Origin of the sequence: Blastococcus tunisiensis (assembly GCF_900112815.1) — a bacterium.
GTDB lineage: Bacteria > Actinomycetota > Actinomycetes > Mycobacteriales > Geodermatophilaceae > Blastococcus_B > Blastococcus_B tunisiensis.
Genome location: NZ_FOND01000009.1, coordinates 187,435 through 201,922 on the forward strand (window position 1 = coordinate 187,435; position 14,488 = coordinate 201,922).

The window sequence follows — 14,488 nt, forward strand, 5'->3', positions numbered from 1 at the left end:
TGCGAATGAAATGGACCACCCCGCCGCCCGCCGCGGGTGTGCCGACGACGGGCGGCGGTCGGAGGGCCCCGTCCCGCTCACCGCTCACGAGATCGCGGCGAGCCTCCGGACGGGGCCCGATCAGCCCAGGTCCAGCCCGGCGTAGAGCGGATGACCGCTGAGCAGCTCCGCCGCGGCGTCGCGGGTGCGGTCGGCGAGCCCCTCGGCCAGCGTGTACTTGGCGCGGGACGGCTCGTTCGAGGACGTCGTCGTCGGCGTCGTCCCCTCGAGGACGCCGGCGATGAGCTCGGCCACCTGGTCGAACTCGGCGGCCCCGAAGCCCCGGGTGGTCAGCGCCGGGGTGCCGATCCGGACGCCCGAGGTGTACCAGGCGCCGTTCGGGTCGGCCGGGACCGAGTTGCGGTTGGTGACGATGCCGGCGTCGAGCAGGGCGGACTCCGCCTGCCGGCCGGTCAGCCCGAAGGAGGTGACGTCGAGCAGCACGAGGTGGTTGTCCGTGCCGTCGGTGACCAGCCGGACGCCGCGCTTGCGCAGGCCGTCGGCCAGGGTGACCGCGTTGTCGACGATGTTCTGCGCGTACGTCGCGAAGGATGGCTGCCGGGCCTCGGCGAAGGCCACGGCCTTGGCGGCCATCACGTGGGGGAGCGGCCCCCCGAGCACCATGGGGCAGCCGCGGTCGACGGCGTCGGCGAACTCCGGCTGGGCGAGCACGAAGCCACCGCGCGGGCCGCGCAGCGACTTGTGGCTGGTGCTGGTGACGACGTGGGCGTGCGGCACGGGGTCGAAGTCCCCGGTGAGCACCTTGCCCGCGACCAGGCCGGCGAAGTGGGCCATGTCGACGACGAGCGTGGCCCCCACCTCGTCGGCGATCTCCCGCATGGCGGCGAAGTCCACCCGCCGCGGGTAGGCGGAGTACCCGGCCATCATGATCAGCGGGCGGAACTCGTGGGCACGGGCGCGGACGGCGGCGTAGTCGAGCAGGCCGGTGCCCGGGTCGGTGCCGTAGGAGGACTGCTCGAACATCTTGCCGCTGATGTTGGGCCGGAAGCCGTGGGTGAGGTGGCCGCCCGAGTCCAGCGACATGCCCAGCATCCGCTGGTCGCCCAGCGCCCGGCGCAGCTGCGCCCAGTCGGCGTCGGTCAGGTCGTTGACGTGCTTGGCGCCGGCCTTCTCCAGTGCCGGCAGCTCCACCCGCTGGGCGAGGACGGCCCAGAACGCGACCAGGTTGGCGTCGATGCCCGAGTGCGGCTGGACGTAGGCGTGGGCGGCGCCGAACAGCTCGCGGGCGTGCTCGGCGGCGAGCGCCTCGACGGTGTCGACGTTCTGGCAGCCGGCGTAGAAGCGGTGCCCGACGGTGCCCTCGGCGTACTTGTCGCTGAACCAGTTGCCCATGGTCAGCAGCACGGCGGGGCTCGCGTAGTTTTCGCTGGCGATGAGCTTGAGCGAGGCCCGCTGGTCGGCCAGCTCCTGGCCGATGGCGTCGGCCACGCGGGGCTCGACCGCGCCGATCACCGCCAGGGCGTTGCGGTAGGCGGCCGAAGCGGCCGCGCCGTCGAACGAGTGGGTGCCTACGGGCTGGTTCTCAACTGACGTGGTCATCGGGGGCTCCTGGACGGGACGTCGGGAAGGTGCCCAGGCGCACGGCAGGGTCCTCCAGGCCGCTCCCCGGTGGTGGCCCACCTCGACGCGCCAGTCACGGCCCGTCCTCAGGTTATCGCGCCGGGGTGACCGCGTCGCGGGGCACCGACCGGACGTCGGGCACCCCGCACAGCAGCATGGTGTGCGCGAGCTGCGCGGTCAGTCCGTCCAGCACGCGGGAGACGCCGTCGGCGCCGCCGGTGGCCAGGCCCCAGATCGCCGGCCGCCCGACGAACACCGCGTCCGCACCCAGGGCGAGCGCAGTGAACACGTCCGATCCGCTCCGGAGCCCGCCGTCGACGTAGACCTCGGCGTCGTCGCCGACGGCGTCGACCACCTCGGGGAGGGCGTGGGCGCTGGCGACCGCCGGGTCGGCCTGCCGGCCGCCGTGCGTGGACACCCACACCGCGGCCGCGCCGGCCTGCACGCACCGCGCCGCGTCGTCGCCCCGGAGCACCCCCTTGGTGACCACCGGGAGGCCGGACAGGTCGCCGAAGCGGGCGATGTCGTCGACGGTCCAGACGGGCGACTCGGCCTCGACGGCGCTCTCGGTCGGCAGGTTCCCCGGCGGCAGGTCGGCCGGCAGGGCGAAGCCGCTGGCCACGTCGCGCAGCCGCCGGCCGAGGACCGGCAGGTCGACGGTGAGCACGAGAGCGCGGTAGCCGGCCTGCCCGGCGCGGCGGGCGAGGTCGTCGGTGTGGGCGGGGGAGTGCTGCCGGTAGAGCTGGAACCACTTCGGCGCGCCGGGCTCGGTGGCCGCCACCTCGGCCAGCGGGGCGCTCGCCGAGGTGGAGACCGTCAGCAGGGCACCCGACGCGGCGGCGGCACGGGCGCTGCCGCGCTCCCCGTCCGGGTGGGCCAGCGCCTGGTAGGCCCAGGGGGCGATGCCGATCGGCGTCGCGACGTCGCTGCCCAGCAGCGACGTGCGCAGGCGGACGGCCGACAGCCCGGTCAGCACGCGGGGCCGCAGCCGCCAGGTCCGCCACGCCGCGGGCGCCTCGGCGAGGGTGGTCTCGGACTCCGCGCCACCGGCGTAGAAGTCGGCGACCGCCGGCGGGAGGAGGGCGGCGGCCTCGGCCTCCAGGGCGGCCAGGTCGAGGTGCTCGGGCGCCGCGGTCGCCGGGTCGGACTCCCGGCGCTGGCGCGGCGCTCCCGGACCGCCGAGCGCCTGCCCGGGCACCGTGGGTGCGTCGTCGGCGGTGGCCATAGGCTGGCACCCTATGGACACGCTCACCCCGACGGAGGTCGCCCAGCTCCTGGGCACCTCGCCCAACCGGGTCCGCCAGCTGCTGCGCGACCGGAAGCTGATGGCCGTCCCCGGCAGCGGCAACGGCAGGATCCCCGCCGACTTCGTGCAGGACGGCGTGATCCTCAAGCACCTGCCCGGGCTGCTGACCGTTCTCCAGGACGGCGGCTTCACCGACGAGGAGGCCTTCGACTGGCTGTTCCGGGAGGACGACACCCTGCCCGGCACGCCGGTGCAGGCGCTCCGCGACGACCGGCACACCGAGGTCACCCGCCGGGCCCAGGCGCTGGCGTTCTGAGCGGATGCATCCGGACGCCGGCACGGGGACGAAGCTGATCCCGTGGGCTCCCTGACGTACCTCGCGCTGCTCGTGGGGTGCCTGGTCGTCACCGCACCGCTCGAGATCGTGCTGCGGGTGCGGGTCTACGCCCGCTGGCGCCGCTTCCTGCTGGCGGTGCTGCCGGAGTTCACCGTCTTCGTCGTCTGGGTGCTCTACGCGATCGCGCAGGGGCACTGGAACTACAGCGACGAGCTCACCCTCGGCGTCCGGTTCCCCGGCGGCATCCCGGTGGAGGAGGTGCTGTTCTTCCTCGTCGTCCCGCTGTGCTCGGTGCTCGCCCTGGAGGCGGTGCGCCGGGTGACGGGGTGGGACGCCGGCTACCCGGCTTCCCCCGACGACAGCCGCGGGAGCATCGCAGCGAGGAACGAGCGAGCAGCGGACGGCGGCGCGGAGTCGGGTCACGGCAGAGAAGCGGAGCCCCGGCGATGAGCTATTCGACCCTCGCCGTCCTCGCCGTCGTGGGCGTCCTCGTCGTCGACCTGGCCGTCTACCGCACCCGCATGGTCACCCGGAAGGTGTTCTGGACCGCCTACGCGATCATCGTCTTCTTCCAGCTGCTGATGAACGGGGTGCTCACCGGGCTGGACGTCGTCACCTACGACCCGGGCGCGATCTGGGGTCCGCGCATCGCCTACGCCCCGGTGGAGGACCTGCTCTTCGGCTTTGCCATGGTCACCCTGACCCTGGCCAGCTGGGCGGCGGTCAACCGGCGGGCGAACACCGCCAGGCGCCGCGGCTTGGACACCGACACCCGCCCGTCGAGCACCCGGTAGTCCGCCCGCTCGATCTCGTCGAGGATGCCGCCGTAGAGCGCGGTGGCCGCCCGCACGCAGTCCCGCGACTCGGGCGCCAGCAGGGGCGTGCCGGGAGCGGCGTCGTCGTACCGGCGGCGGACGACGGCGACCATCTCGCGCATCAGGTCCGCGAACCGGTCGTCGTGCCGCTTCTCCGCCAGCTGCTCGCGGGTGACCCCGTGCGCGGCCATGGCGTCGGCCGGCAGGTAGATCCGGCCGCGGTCGACGTCCTCGGCGACGTCGCGCAGGAAGTTGGTCAGCTGGAAGGCCTCGCCGAGGGCGATGGCGTGCGGCGCGGCCTCCGCGCGGGCCACGCCGGGGGCGGTGCCCAGCACCGGCAGCACCTGCAGGCCGATGACCGACGCCGATCCCCACATGTACCGGTCCAGGGCGGCCATGTCGGGATAGCTGTCGACGTCGAGGTCGCTGGTCATCGCGGCGAGGAAGTCGACCAGGTGCTCGACGGCGATGTCGTAGCGGCGGTAGGTGTGCACCAGGGCCAGCCGCACCGGGTCGTCGGACCAGCCGGCCTCGAGCTCGGCGAGCACCGCCCGCGACCACTCGGCGAGGTCGCCCTCGGGGTCCGGGCCGGGCAGGTCGACGAGGTCGTCGGCGGTGCGGGCCGCGGCGTACAGGGCGTGCACGGCGGGCCGCCGGTCGGGGGTGAGCAGCCGGGTCGCCAGGTGGTAGCTCTTCCCGTGCCGGGCGGCGATCGCGGCGCAGTGCCGGTAGGCGGCGTCCAGCTGTGCCTGGCGTCCCGCCTGCGTGGCCGGCATCCGGAGGCCCGTCATCGGGCCACCGGCCCGGTGATCCGCTCGGCGGCCAGCCGGCCGCTGATCAGCACCATCGGCACGCCGACGCCGGGCTGCACCGACGACCCGGCGAGCACGACGTTCTCCGGGCCGCGGCGGGGCAGCGTCGAGGGCCGGAATGGCCCGGTCTGCCCGAACGTGTGGGCGAGGGCGAACGGGGTGCCCGCGGCCATGCCCTGGGCCGCCCAGTCCAGCGGGGTCGCCAGCTCCTCGACCTCGATGGCACCGGGAAGACCGGTCCAGCCGCGGGCCTCGAGGGTGGCGAGCACCTCGTCGCGGTACCGGGGACCGAGCGTCGTCCAGTCCAGGTCGGGATTCCCGCCGCTGCGCCGGTCCAGGTTGGGGGTGGGGGCGACGATGCTCAGCACCTGACCGCCCTCGGGGGCGAGGCTGCGGTCGGTGCGCGACGGCATGCTGACCAGCAGGCTCGGGTCGGTCATCGGACGGCCGTCGCGGGTGAGCTCGTCGAACACCCCCTGCCAGGAGTCGCCGAAGCTGATCGTGTGGTGCGCCTGGCCGGGCAGCTCGGCCCGCACACCGACGTGCAGGGCGACGCAGGACGGCGAGTACACCGGCCGGCGCGGCGCCCGGAGCCCCGGCACCAGCTGCCAGGGCTGGTCGGTGGTGACGACGACGGCGTCCGCGGGCAGCCGGTCCCCCCCGGCGAGGCGCACAGCGGTGACCCGCCGGCCGGCCGTCTCGAGCTCCTCGACGTCCGCGCCGTAGCGGAAGGCGACGCCGGCGTCGGCCGCCGCGGCCGCGAGGGCGTTCGGGACGGCGGCGATCCCGCCCATGGGGTGCCACACGCCGGCGCCGATGTCGAGCTGGGCGATCACCGCGTAGGCGGCGATGGCCCGGAACGGGGAGACCCCGGCGTAGAGGGCCTGGAAGCTGAACAGCCGGCGCAGCCGGTCGTCGGCGAAGTACTTCCCCACGTGCGCCGACAGCCGGCCGAACCCGCCGCGCCGGGCGAGGGCGAGGAGTTCCGGCCCCAGCAGGTCCAGCGGCGAGTCGAGGTTGCGGTCGATGAACGTGGTCAGCTGCAGCCGGTACAGCTCGGCGAGGTCGGCCAGGTACCGGCGCAGGGCAGTGGCCTCGGCCGGGCCGCACAACGCCGCCACCTCGGCGGCGAAGGCGTCGGGGTCGGCGTGCACGTCCAGGTGCGAGCCGTCGGCGTACTGCGCGCGGTAGGTGGTCGCCAGCGGCACGAGGGTGAGCCGGTCCTCGAGCTTCTCGCCGACCGCGGCGAGGGTGTCGGCGACGATCTCCGGCGCGGTGAAGACCGACGGCCCGGTGTCGAGGGAGTAGCCGCCCCGGTCCACCCGCCCGGCCCGCCCGCCCGGTCCCGCGCCGCGCTCGACGACGGTCACCTCGCGACCGGCTCCGCGCAGCCGCAGGGCGGTGGCCAGCCCGGCGAGCCCGGCACCGACGACGACGACGCGCTCGGTGCGCCCGGGAACGGTGCGGACCATCAGGCGGTGCGGGAGGTCGCGGCGAGGGCCAGGGCGTCGAGGGCGGCGCGCGCGTCGTCGGCGATCGGTGCCTCGGCGATGGCGGCACGGGCCAGGGCGGTCCGCTCGGTGATCCGTTCCTCGACCCGGGCGCGGGCTCCGGTGGACTCCAGCAGCCCGCGCAGCGCGTCGAACTCCTCCGGGCCGGCGTCGGCGTTGCCCAGCAGGTCGTCGAGCAGCCGCAGGCCGTCCGGACCGGCGGCCTCCGCGGCGAGGGCGATCAACAGGGTCTGCTTGCCCTCGCGCAGGTCGTCGTCGGCGGACTTGCCGGTGACGGCCGGGTCGCCGAAGACGCCGAGGACGTCGTCGCGCAGCTGGAAGGCCTCGCCCAGCGGCAGCCCGACGGCCGTGTACGCGTCCGCGACCGCGGGGCCGGCGCCGGCGATGGCGGCGCCCAGCTGCAGCGGCCGCTGGACGGTGTACCCGGCGCTCTTGTACCGGGCGACCTTGAGGGCGCCGTCGGGGCCGGGCAGGCCACCGGCGGCCCGCAGCAGGTCCAGGTACTGGCCCGCGGTGACCTCGGTGCGCATCGTGTCCCAGACCGCCCGGGCGCGGGAGAGGGCCGCCGGGGAGATGCCCGACCGGCGCAGCAGCTCGTCGGACCACACGAGCGCCAGGTCGCCGACGAGGATGGCCGATCCGGTGCCGAACAGCTCGCGGTCGCCGTCCAGCTCCTGGCCGGAGTGGCGGCGGGCGAAGCCGACGTGGGTGGCCGGCCGGCCACGGCGGGTCTGCGCGCCGTCCATGACGTCGTCGTGCACCAGGGCGCTCGCGTGCACGAACTCCAGGGCCGCGACGGCCGTGAGCACGGCGGCGTCGTCCTCGCCGGTCGCCTCGTCGCGGGCGCCGCGCCAGCCCCAGTAGGCGAACGCGGGACGCAGCCGCTTGCCGCCCTCGGCGACGGCGCACACCTCGTCGACGACGGGGGTCAGGCTGGCGTCCATCGCGGCGAGCGTGTCGCGCTGGCGGTCGAGGAACCCCGCCAGGGCTGCGCTCACCGCCGTCCGGAGCCGGTCGAGGTCGGCTGCCGCGAGCGATCGGGCCGCGGACTCGCGCTGCTGGGTCCGGGCGGCGGTCACCGGCCCAGTATTGCCCAACCTGGTGGTGTGCGACCTCCGCAGCAGAGCAGGTCCCGGGCTCCGGTTCATCGTCGTTCCACCCTCCTCGCGCGGCGCGCGACGGTCGACAGGGGGGCGAGGACGCCCCGGCGGCCCCGGCCTGGGCCGCTGCCGACCCTTCTTCGGCGGGTGCGCCGGATCTGGATGCGCCGGCGTGCCGGCCGCCGCGAGGCGCCGGTTGCCGCGCCACGGGAGGGCGGCCCGTACCCTGGGAGCCCGTGAGCCGGACCGTGAGTGAGCTCCTCGCCGCCGAGCGACCGACCTGGTCGTTCGAGTTCTTCCCGCCCAAGAGCCCGGACGCCGATCCCCAGCTCTGGCAGGCGCTGCGCGAGCTGGAGCGCCTGCGGCCCTCGTTCGTGTCGGTCACCTACGGGGCGGGTGGCTCGACCCGCGAGGGCACCGTCGCGATCACCGAACGCATCGCCGCCGAGACGACGATGACCCCGCTGGCGCACCTCACGGCCGTCGACCACAGCGTCGCCGAGCTGCGGCACGTGGTCAGCCGCCTGGCCGCGGCCGGCGTGCGCAACCTGCTGGCGCTGCGCGGCGACCCGCCCGGCCTCGACCCGCAGGCGGAGTGGCGGGCGCACCCGCAGGGGCTGAACTACGCCGCCGAGCTGGTCGAGCTGATCAAGTCGATGGGGGACTTCTCCGTCGGTGTCGCCGCGTTCCCCGAGCAGCATCCGCGCTCGCCGGACTTCGAGACGGACGTGTCCCGGTTCGTCGACAAGTGCCGGTCCGGGGCGGACTTCGCGATCACCCAGATGTTCTTCCGGGCCGAGGACTACCTGCGGCTGCGCGACCGGGTCGCCCGGCACGGCTGCGAGGTCCCGATCGTCGCCGGGGTCATGCCGGTGACCAGCGCCCGCCAGATCGCCCGCATCGTGCAGCTGTCGGGGCAGGCGTTCCCGAGCGACCTCGCCGACCGGTTCGCCGCCCTGGACGGCGACCGCCCGGAGGACAAGGCCGCGGTGCGCGCGCTCGGGGTGGAGGTCGCGACCGAGCTGTGCCGGACGCTGCTGGCCGAGGGCGTCCCCGGCATCCACTTCATCACCATGAACCGCTCCACGGCGACGCGTGAGGTGTACGCGAACCTCGTCGCCGGCTCCCCGCGGCAGCCGGAACCCGTCTCCGGCTGATCTGCTCGGGCGGGGCGACCTGCCCCACCTGGCAGGGAGGTGCCATGGACGGTCCGGCCGAACCGGGGGGCCGTGACGCCCTCCTGCTGCGCACCGGGCGCCGGGCGTGGGCCGTGCTCGGTGTGGTCGGCGTCCTCGTCCTGGTCTACCTGGTGGGGCGCGAGGTCAGCGTGGTCGCCACCCCACTGGCCATCGCGCTGTTCCCGGCGGCCGTGCTCTGGCCGCTCGCCGCCTGGCTGAAGGGCAGGGGGCTGCCTGCGACGCTCGTCGCACTGTTCCTGGTGCTCTCGCTGTTCGGGCTGGTCGCGCTGGTCCTCTGGTTCATCGTGCCGCGCTTCGCCGACGAGCTGCCCACCCTCGCCGACAGCGTCGAGCAGGCGATCAGCGACCTCTCCGAGTTCGTCGCCGACACCCCGTTCGCCTTCCCGTTCGACGTCGGCGACGGTGGGCTCGCCGACCTGGCCGACGAGGCGTTCCAGGCGATGGGGCAGGGCACCGACGTGGTCGGCCAGGGGCTCCAGGTGGCGCGGACGCTGACCGACGTCGCCACGGCCACCGTCCTGTTCGTCATCGCCCTGTTCTTCTACCTCCGCGACGGGGAACGCATCTGGGCCGCGGTGTCCGGGCTGCTCCCGGACACCGCCGGCCGGCACGTGCGGCGGGTGTCGGGGCAGCTGTTCTGGACGCTCGGCGCCTACTTCCGCGGTCAGATGGTGGTGGCGCTCGCCGACGCGGTGTTCATCGGGATCGGGCTGGCGATCCTCGGGGTGCCGCTGGTCCTGCCCCTGGCCCTGCTGATCTTCTTCGGCGGCTTCTTCCCCATCGTGGGCGCGTTCGTCTCCGGTCTCGTCGCCGTCCTGGTGGCCCTCGCCGACCAGGGGCTGACGACGGCGCTCATCGCCCTGCTCGTCGTGGTCGTCGTCCAGCAGGCCGAGGGGAACCTGCTGGAGCCGCTGATCCTCAGCCCGGTGCTCCGCCTGCACCCCTTCGTGATCATCCTGGCCGTCACCGTGGGCGCGGTGACCTACGGCGTCCTCGGGGCGTTCCTGGCGGTCCCGCTGACCGCCTGCGCCGGCCGGATCATCGACTACGCGCGTGGCCGGCCGCCGGCCGCAGGCCCGGCTGCCGACGGGAAGGACGGGTGGGGTGGTGCGGCGTCCCCCGACGGGGCCACGGACGGGGCGGGGCAGGGCGCGCGGGACGGGCGGCCGGGCGGGTCGACGTCCGCCGACGCCGACCTGCCCGGCTGAGCCCCGGCGCCTTTCAGGCCTGCAGCGCCGCCGCGGCCTCCGCGGCGGCCCGGCGCAGCCCCTCCCGCTCCGCGGCGTAGCCGCCCACGACACCGACCACCGGCAGGTTCGACAGGAGCCGGTGCCGCAGCTTGCCCTTCGGGCGGGCGTCGAGCGCGTCGTCGATCCGGCCCAGCAGTCGGGCCACGCGCCACAGGGTGCGGGCCGTCCCGCGGAGGCCGGTGCGCCGGTCCTTCGCGCCGAGCGCCTCCTCGGCGTAGGTGCCCTGGGCCCGGTCCAGCAGCGGCGCCACCTGCTCCGCGGTGAGGTCGCGGCGCATCAGCACCCGGGTGAGCAGCGAGACCCGTGCGGCCGGGTCCTCGACCCCGTGCTCGGACGCCACGCCCAGGACGACGACGGACTGGACGGCCGTGCCGACGGTGTTCTGCAGCGGGAGCAGGTCGGCGAGCTTGCCGGCGAAACGCGGCGCGGCGGAGACGCCGGCCGCCACGCGGGAGACCCGGTCGGCCCACCACGCGTCCCGTTCCGCCTCGGGGAGTGCCGGCGGGCGGCCCAGGCGCCGGACGAGGGGTGCGGTGATCCGGTCGATCCGGCGGAGGACGTCGACGACGACGGCGTCACTGATGGCTGCCATGGGAGCGGGGTGCCCCGGACGGAGCGATCTCACCCGCTGAGGACGGCCGCGGGGAGACCGCCGCCCGGGGCCGGCGCGGGCAGGCCCGGGGCAGGGATCCCGGTCAGCGCTGCGCGGGCGAGGCGGACCCGTCGGGCGGCCCGGCCAGCGGCGCCCTCGTGCGGGTCATGAGGTCCAGGAGTTCGGTCATCGCCGTCCGGACACCGGCGATCTCCTCGGCGACGGTGCCGAGCCCGCCGTCCCCGCGGCCGGAGGCGTACGCCGTCTCGATCGTGAGCCCGTCGATCTCGGTCGCGCTGCGCTCGAGTCGCTCGAGCTCGGTCAGGTGCTGCAGTTCCGCGGAGAGCAGAGCCGTCTGGTCGCGATAGCGGATGAGCGCATCCGCCCGGTGGCCCAGTTGCCGGGCAGTGCTCTCCAGCGCCTCCTGCTGCCGCTCCCAGTACTCGGCGGCGGGGCCGGACGGACGGGCGCCGAGGGCGATCCGGGCGTCGCGGATCCGCAGCGCCAGGTCGGTGATCTGGTCGACCTCCGCCCGCCCGTCGAAGGCGGCGCGGCTGGAGGCCAGGAACGGTGAGGACCAGGCCGGTTCGCGCACGGTCTCCAGCCAGGCGCGACTGGCGGCCCCGGCGACGCGTGCCTCGGTCGAGTCCCAGGCGGCGAGCAGCTGTCCGGGCGTGAGGGCCGTCTCCGGGGGACCGGCGTCAGCCCGAGAGCGGCGGGTCCAGCCGCGCCAGCGACGGAAGGCGCGACGCAGGAGGTCCCGCACGGGTGAGCGTTCGGTGCGTGATGCGCCGCTGAGGACGACGAGGCGGCCGTCCAGCAGGTAGCGGGCCGGCCACAACGGCTCACCGGCGCCGCGCTCGGAAGGGTCCACCCGTGCTTCCCCTCTCGTGTGCCGGCTGCCGACGATGCCTGCGCGTCCGTCGACGAGGAAGGGTCTACCCGACGGGGACGCCCGGGCGGGTGAGGTCCGGCGGCCGGGCGGGGTGGCCGGGTCGCCTGGGGTGGGAGGGGCGACGGCACCCGCTGACTAGGGTCGTCAGCGTGATCATCGGGGCGGCCGTCGTGGCGTGCGTGCTCCTGGCCGGTCTCGCCGTCCTCCAGGTCCTGCTCTTCGCCGGCCGGCCCCTGGGCCGGTTCGCCTGGGGCGGTCAGCACGAGGTGCTGCCCCGGCACCTGCGGATCGGCAGCGCGGTGTCCGTCGTCCTCTACGCCGCCTTCGGCGCGGTCGTCCTGCAGGCCGCCGAGGTGCTGTCGGTGCTGCCCGACGCGGTCGCCGACGTCGGCATCTGGGTGCTGACCGGCTACTTCGCCCTCGGCATCGTGCTCAACGGGATCTCCCGGAGCCTGCCCGAGCGGCTGGTCATGACGCCGGTGGTGACCGTGCTCGCCGTCTGCTGCCTGGTCGTGGCGCTGGGGTGACGGGCGCGCCGCGGTCGCACGGCGTCCCCGGGTTTGGTGGACTGCCCGGGTGACGCGGGGAGCCGGGACGTGCTGAGCCGGGACGAGTACCTCGCGGCCTGGTCCCGCTGGCACGGTGGCGCGGACACCTCCCGGCCGCTGGTGCGCGGCTGGCTGACCGGCGCCTGGGTGCTGGCGCGCCCGCTGGCCGGGCTGCCCCCCTTCGCCGCGACCGCGTTCGGGTTGCTGGTGGCGGCAGCGGCGCTGGGGCCGGCGGTCGCCGGTGGGCGCTGGCTGATCGCCGCGGGGCTGCTCGTCGGGGCGTCGGGGCTGCTGGATTCCCTGGACGGCGCGATCGCCATCGGCACCGGCCGGGCCTCCCGTCGCGGTTTCGTCCTCGACTCGGTGGTCGACCGGCTGAGCGAGGCGGCCTACGCGGGCGCGCTGTGGGCGGCCGGTGCGCCCGGCTGGCTGGCCGTCGCGTTCGGCGCCTTCTGCTGGCTGCCCGACTACCTGCGGGCCCGGGCCGGCCAGGCCGGCGTCGAGGAGACCGGCGCGCTGTCGGTGTGGGAGCGGCCTTCCCGCGTGGCCATGGCGGGGATGACCCTCGGCGGCGCCGGGGTGCTCGCCGCGACCGGGGCGGAGGAGCTGGTGGTGACGGCCGGCGCCGGCGTCGGCGCGGCGCTGGGCCTGGTCGGGGTCGTGCAGCTGGGGTTCTCGTTGCGGCGGATGCTCGCCGACTGACGGGGGCTACCGGGCCCGCCGGTGTCCGACGCCGCCGAGCCGGGCGGGCCCCCGCCTTCTAGGGTGTGCGGGTGCCCTGCGCCAGCGGCAGGGCATTCGCCATCGCGCGGGCCGTTCCGCCGATCCAGCACCAGGGGAGCGCTCCGTGCCCGTCGCCGTCACCGGCTCCATCGCCACCGACCACCTGATGACCTTCCCGGGGAAGTTCGTCGAGCAGTTCGTCGAGGGCCAGATGGAGAACGTCTCGCTCTCCTTCCTGGTGGACGACCTCGTGCAGCACCGGGGCGGTGCCGGCGCGAACATGGCCTACGGCCTGGGGCTCCTCGGTCTGCGGCCGGTGCTGGTCGGTGCGGTGGGCAGCGACTTCGCCGAGTACGACGCCTGGCTGACCCGCCACGGCGTGGATACGCGCAGCGTGCACTGGTCCGAGCTGAAGCACACCGCACGGTTCGTGTGCACCACGGACGCGGCGAACAACCAGATCGCGTCCTTCTACTCGGGCGCCATGTCCGAGGCGGGCAGCATCGAACTCGGCCCGGTGGCCGACCGCGTCGGTGAGCCCGACCTGGTCGTCGTCGGCCCGAACGACCCGACGGCGATGGTGCGGCACACCGAGGAGTGCCGGCAGCGCGGCTACCTGTTCGCCGCCGACCCGAGCCAGCAGCTGGCCTGGGCCGACGGCGAGATGATCCGCGCCCTGGTCGACGGTGCGGAGCTGCTGTTCACCAACGAGTACGAGTCCCACCTGCTCCAGCAGAAGACCGGCTGGAACGAGACCGAGGTGCTCGCGCGGGTGGGCACCTGGGTGACCACCCGCGCGGCCGAGGGGGTCCTGGTCCGCCAGGCCGGCGCCGAGCCCATCTCGGTGATCGCCGTCCCGGAGACCAAGCCGGTCGAGCCCACCGGCGGCGGCGACGCCCTGCGCGCCGGGTTCATCGCGGGGCGGATGTGGGGCCTGGACCTCGAGCGGGCCACCCAGCTCGGGTCCGCCGTCGCGACCGCTGCGGTGGAGGTGGTCGGCACCCAGGAGTACGACCTGCCGAAGGACAGCTTCCTCGCCCGGTTCGCCGAGGCGTTCGGCGCCGACGCCGCCGACGAGATCGCCGTCCACCTGCCCGGCTGAGGGGCCTCAGCCGCCCCGGACCTGCTCCCCGATGGCCGGGTCCTCGGCCCAGTTCGTGTAGGGGATCCGCGGGATCTCCCTGACCTCGCCGACGGTCGACCACTCGTTGCCGCCCAGCCGGGCCAGCGGCCGGAGCTGCTCGACCCTCGGCCGGCCGTCGCGCACCACGCTGTCCCAGGCGCTGATCAGCCGGACCCGGCCGAACACCACCGTGCTGTCGCCGAGCCGGACCGTCGAGTGCAGCGTGCACTCGACCGACACCGGCGACTCGGCCACCCGCGGCACGGCCACCCGCTCGCTGGGCTCGAGCCGCACGCCGCACTCCTCGGCCTCGCTGATGCCGGCGGGGAAGTCGGTCCCCGTGGCGTTGATCTGCTCGAACAGCGGCTCGGGGGTGAGGCTGACGGTGAACTCGCCGGTCGCCTCGACGTTGCGCAGCGAGTCCTTGCGCCCCACCGACGTGAACTGCACGACCGGTGGATCGACGCAGGCCACCGTGTAGAAGGAGTGCGGCGCGAGGTTGACCACCCCCTCCGCCGACCGGGTGCACACCCAGGCGATCGGGCGGGGGACGACGACGGAGTTCAGCACGCGGTAGAACGCGCGCGTCTCCATCGCTGCGGGGTCGAAGTGCACGCGGTCGCTCACCGGCCCATCGTCGCCCGTACCGTGCGCTTCCGCGCAGGCGGGGCGGGATCCGGCCGGCGCCTAGGGTGTCGGTGCCGCCGGGGTGCGGGG

At 75.1% G+C, this 14,488-nt stretch carries 15 protein-coding genes, 1 pseudogene and 1 riboswitch; of the genes and pseudogenes, 8 read left to right on the forward strand and 8 right to left on the reverse strand.

Annotated features, from left to right (window positions below; genetic code table 11):
- Positions 1 to 120: 120 nt before the first annotated feature.
- Entirely contained in the window at positions 121 to 1,599 is a 1,479-nt protein-coding gene (locus BM142_RS13305; protein WP_092199356.1) for a glycine hydroxymethyltransferase, read from the reverse strand.
- 24 nt (positions 1,600 to 1,623) lie between these two features.
- A riboswitch (ZMP/ZTP riboswitch) is annotated at positions 1,624 to 1,707 on the reverse strand.
- A 4-nt stretch (positions 1,708 to 1,711) separates the two neighbouring features.
- Positions 1,712 to 2,845, reverse strand: a complete 1,134-nt coding sequence (locus BM142_RS13310; protein WP_092199359.1) for an alpha-hydroxy acid oxidase — start codon at positions 2,843 to 2,845, stop codon at positions 1,712 to 1,714.
- Between the two features lie 13 nt (positions 2,846 to 2,858).
- Here BM142_RS13310 and BM142_RS13315 point away from each other — a divergent pair, with 13 nt between their 5' ends.
- The 3 genes and pseudogenes from BM142_RS13315 to BM142_RS25190 form a co-directional block, all read left to right on the forward strand.
- A complete protein-coding gene (locus BM142_RS13315; protein ID WP_092199362.1) occupies positions 2,859 to 3,182 on the forward strand; it encodes an Rv2175c family DNA-binding protein in 324 nt (107 codons plus the stop codon).
- A gap of 42 nt (positions 3,183 to 3,224) precedes the next feature.
- Complete coding sequence (locus BM142_RS13320) at positions 3,225 to 3,653, forward strand: lycopene cyclase domain-containing protein (protein ID WP_092199365.1); 429 nt, start codon at positions 3,225 to 3,227, stop codon at positions 3,651 to 3,653.
- Positions 3,650 to 3,859, forward strand: a pseudogene (locus tag BM142_RS25190) (lycopene cyclase domain-containing protein); the annotation flags it as partial. The gene BM142_RS13320 and the pseudogene BM142_RS25190, both read left to right, overlap by 4 nt.
- Here the strand turns inward: BM142_RS25190 and BM142_RS13330 are convergent.
- Genes BM142_RS13330 through BM142_RS13340 form a run of 3 tightly spaced genes read right to left on the reverse strand, consistent with a single transcriptional unit; the run spans position 3,856 to position 7,420 of the window.
- On the reverse strand, positions 3,856 to 4,809 hold the full coding sequence (locus BM142_RS13330) for a phytoene/squalene synthase family protein (protein ID WP_217640708.1): 954 nt from the start codon (positions 4,807 to 4,809) through the stop codon (positions 3,856 to 3,858). The pseudogene BM142_RS25190 and the gene BM142_RS13330 sit on opposite strands and share 4 nt — an antisense overlap.
- The gene (crtI, locus tag BM142_RS13335; protein WP_092199371.1) at positions 4,806 to 6,302 is read right to left on the reverse strand and encodes a phytoene desaturase family protein; all 1,497 of its coding nucleotides are present in this window, start codon (positions 6,300 to 6,302) and stop codon (positions 4,806 to 4,808) included. Before crtI ends, BM142_RS13330 begins: the two co-directional genes overlap by 4 nt.
- Complete coding sequence (locus BM142_RS13340) at positions 6,302 to 7,420, reverse strand: polyprenyl synthetase family protein (RefSeq protein ID WP_254790884.1); 1,119 nt, start codon at positions 7,418 to 7,420, stop codon at positions 6,302 to 6,304. Before BM142_RS13340 ends, crtI begins: the two co-directional genes overlap by 1 nt.
- A gap of 257 nt (positions 7,421 to 7,677) precedes the next feature.
- Between BM142_RS13340 and metF the strand changes: the two genes are divergently transcribed.
- Together metF and BM142_RS13350 are read left to right on the forward strand one after the other, a co-directional pair.
- Positions 7,678 to 8,598 carry a methylenetetrahydrofolate reductase [NAD(P)H] gene (gene metF, locus BM142_RS13345; protein ID WP_092199377.1) on the forward strand — a complete coding sequence of 307 codons (921 nt, stop codon included), beginning with the start codon at positions 7,678 to 7,680 and terminating at the stop codon, positions 8,596 to 8,598.
- Between the two features lie 44 nt (positions 8,599 to 8,642).
- Complete coding sequence (locus BM142_RS13350) at positions 8,643 to 9,848, forward strand: AI-2E family transporter (RefSeq protein ID WP_092199379.1); 1,206 nt, start codon at positions 8,643 to 8,645, stop codon at positions 9,846 to 9,848.
- A 13-nt stretch (positions 9,849 to 9,861) separates the two neighbouring features.
- Here the strand turns inward: BM142_RS13350 and BM142_RS13355 are convergent, their stop codons facing one another.
- Positions 9,862 to 10,482: a hypothetical protein gene (locus BM142_RS13355; RefSeq protein WP_092199382.1), complete on the reverse strand. Its 621-nt coding sequence runs from the start codon at positions 10,480 to 10,482 to the stop codon at positions 9,862 to 9,864.
- Between the two features lie 103 nt (positions 10,483 to 10,585).
- Positions 10,586 to 11,356, reverse strand: coding sequence for a hypothetical protein (locus BM142_RS13360; protein WP_254790886.1), 771 nt, complete (start codon positions 11,354 to 11,356; stop codon positions 10,586 to 10,588).
- A 170-nt stretch (positions 11,357 to 11,526) separates the two neighbouring features.
- On the opposite strand from BM142_RS13360, the gene BM142_RS13365 reads away from it, so the two are divergent.
- The 3 genes from BM142_RS13365 to BM142_RS13375 all read left to right on the forward strand — a co-directional run bounded on the left by BM142_RS13365 (position 11,527) and on the right by BM142_RS13375 (position 13,750).
- On the forward strand, positions 11,527 to 11,904 hold the full coding sequence (locus BM142_RS13365; RefSeq protein ID WP_092199385.1) for a hypothetical protein: 378 nt from the start codon (positions 11,527 to 11,529) through the stop codon (positions 11,902 to 11,904).
- Between the two features lie 69 nt (positions 11,905 to 11,973).
- Complete coding sequence (locus BM142_RS13370) at positions 11,974 to 12,627, forward strand: CDP-alcohol phosphatidyltransferase family protein (protein WP_092199388.1); 654 nt, start codon at positions 11,974 to 11,976, stop codon at positions 12,625 to 12,627.
- A 145-nt stretch (positions 12,628 to 12,772) separates the two neighbouring features.
- Positions 12,773 to 13,750 carry a carbohydrate kinase family protein gene (locus BM142_RS13375; RefSeq protein WP_092199391.1) on the forward strand — a complete coding sequence of 326 codons (978 nt, stop codon included), beginning with the start codon at positions 12,773 to 12,775 and terminating at the stop codon, positions 13,748 to 13,750.
- A gap of 6 nt (positions 13,751 to 13,756) precedes the next feature.
- On the opposite strand, the gene BM142_RS13380 is transcribed toward BM142_RS13375, so the two are convergent.
- Positions 13,757 to 14,398, reverse strand: coding sequence for a flavin reductase family protein (locus BM142_RS13380; protein WP_254790888.1), 642 nt, complete (start codon positions 14,396 to 14,398; stop codon positions 13,757 to 13,759).
- Between the last annotated feature and the right edge of the window lie 90 nt (positions 14,399 to 14,488).

What these genes read in the sequence shown, in the direction of transcription:
- BM142_RS13305 (WP_092199356.1), bottom strand. Translation starts at nt 1,599, where the DNA reads ATGACCACGTCAGTTGAGAACCAGCCCGTAGGCACCCACTCGTTCGAC.
- BM142_RS13310 (WP_092199359.1), bottom strand. Translation starts at nt 2,845, where the DNA reads ATGGCCACCGCCGACGACGCACCCACGGTGCCCGGGCAGGCGCTCGGC.
- BM142_RS13315 (WP_092199362.1), top strand. Translation starts at nt 2,859, where the DNA reads ATGGACACGCTCACCCCGACGGAGGTCGCCCAGCTCCTGGGCACCTCG.
- BM142_RS13330 (WP_217640708.1), bottom strand. Translation starts at nt 4,809, where the DNA reads ATGACGGGCCTCCGGATGCCGGCCACGCAGGCGGGACGCCAGGCACAG.
- crtI (WP_092199371.1), bottom strand. Translation starts at nt 6,302, where the DNA reads ATGGTCCGCACCGTTCCCGGGCGCACCGAGCGCGTCGTCGTCGTCGGT.
- BM142_RS13350 (WP_092199379.1), top strand. Translation starts at nt 8,643, where the DNA reads ATGGACGGTCCGGCCGAACCGGGGGGCCGTGACGCCCTCCTGCTGCGC.
- BM142_RS13355 (WP_092199382.1), bottom strand. Translation starts at nt 10,482, where the DNA reads ATGGCAGCCATCAGTGACGCCGTCGTCGTCGACGTCCTCCGCCGGATC.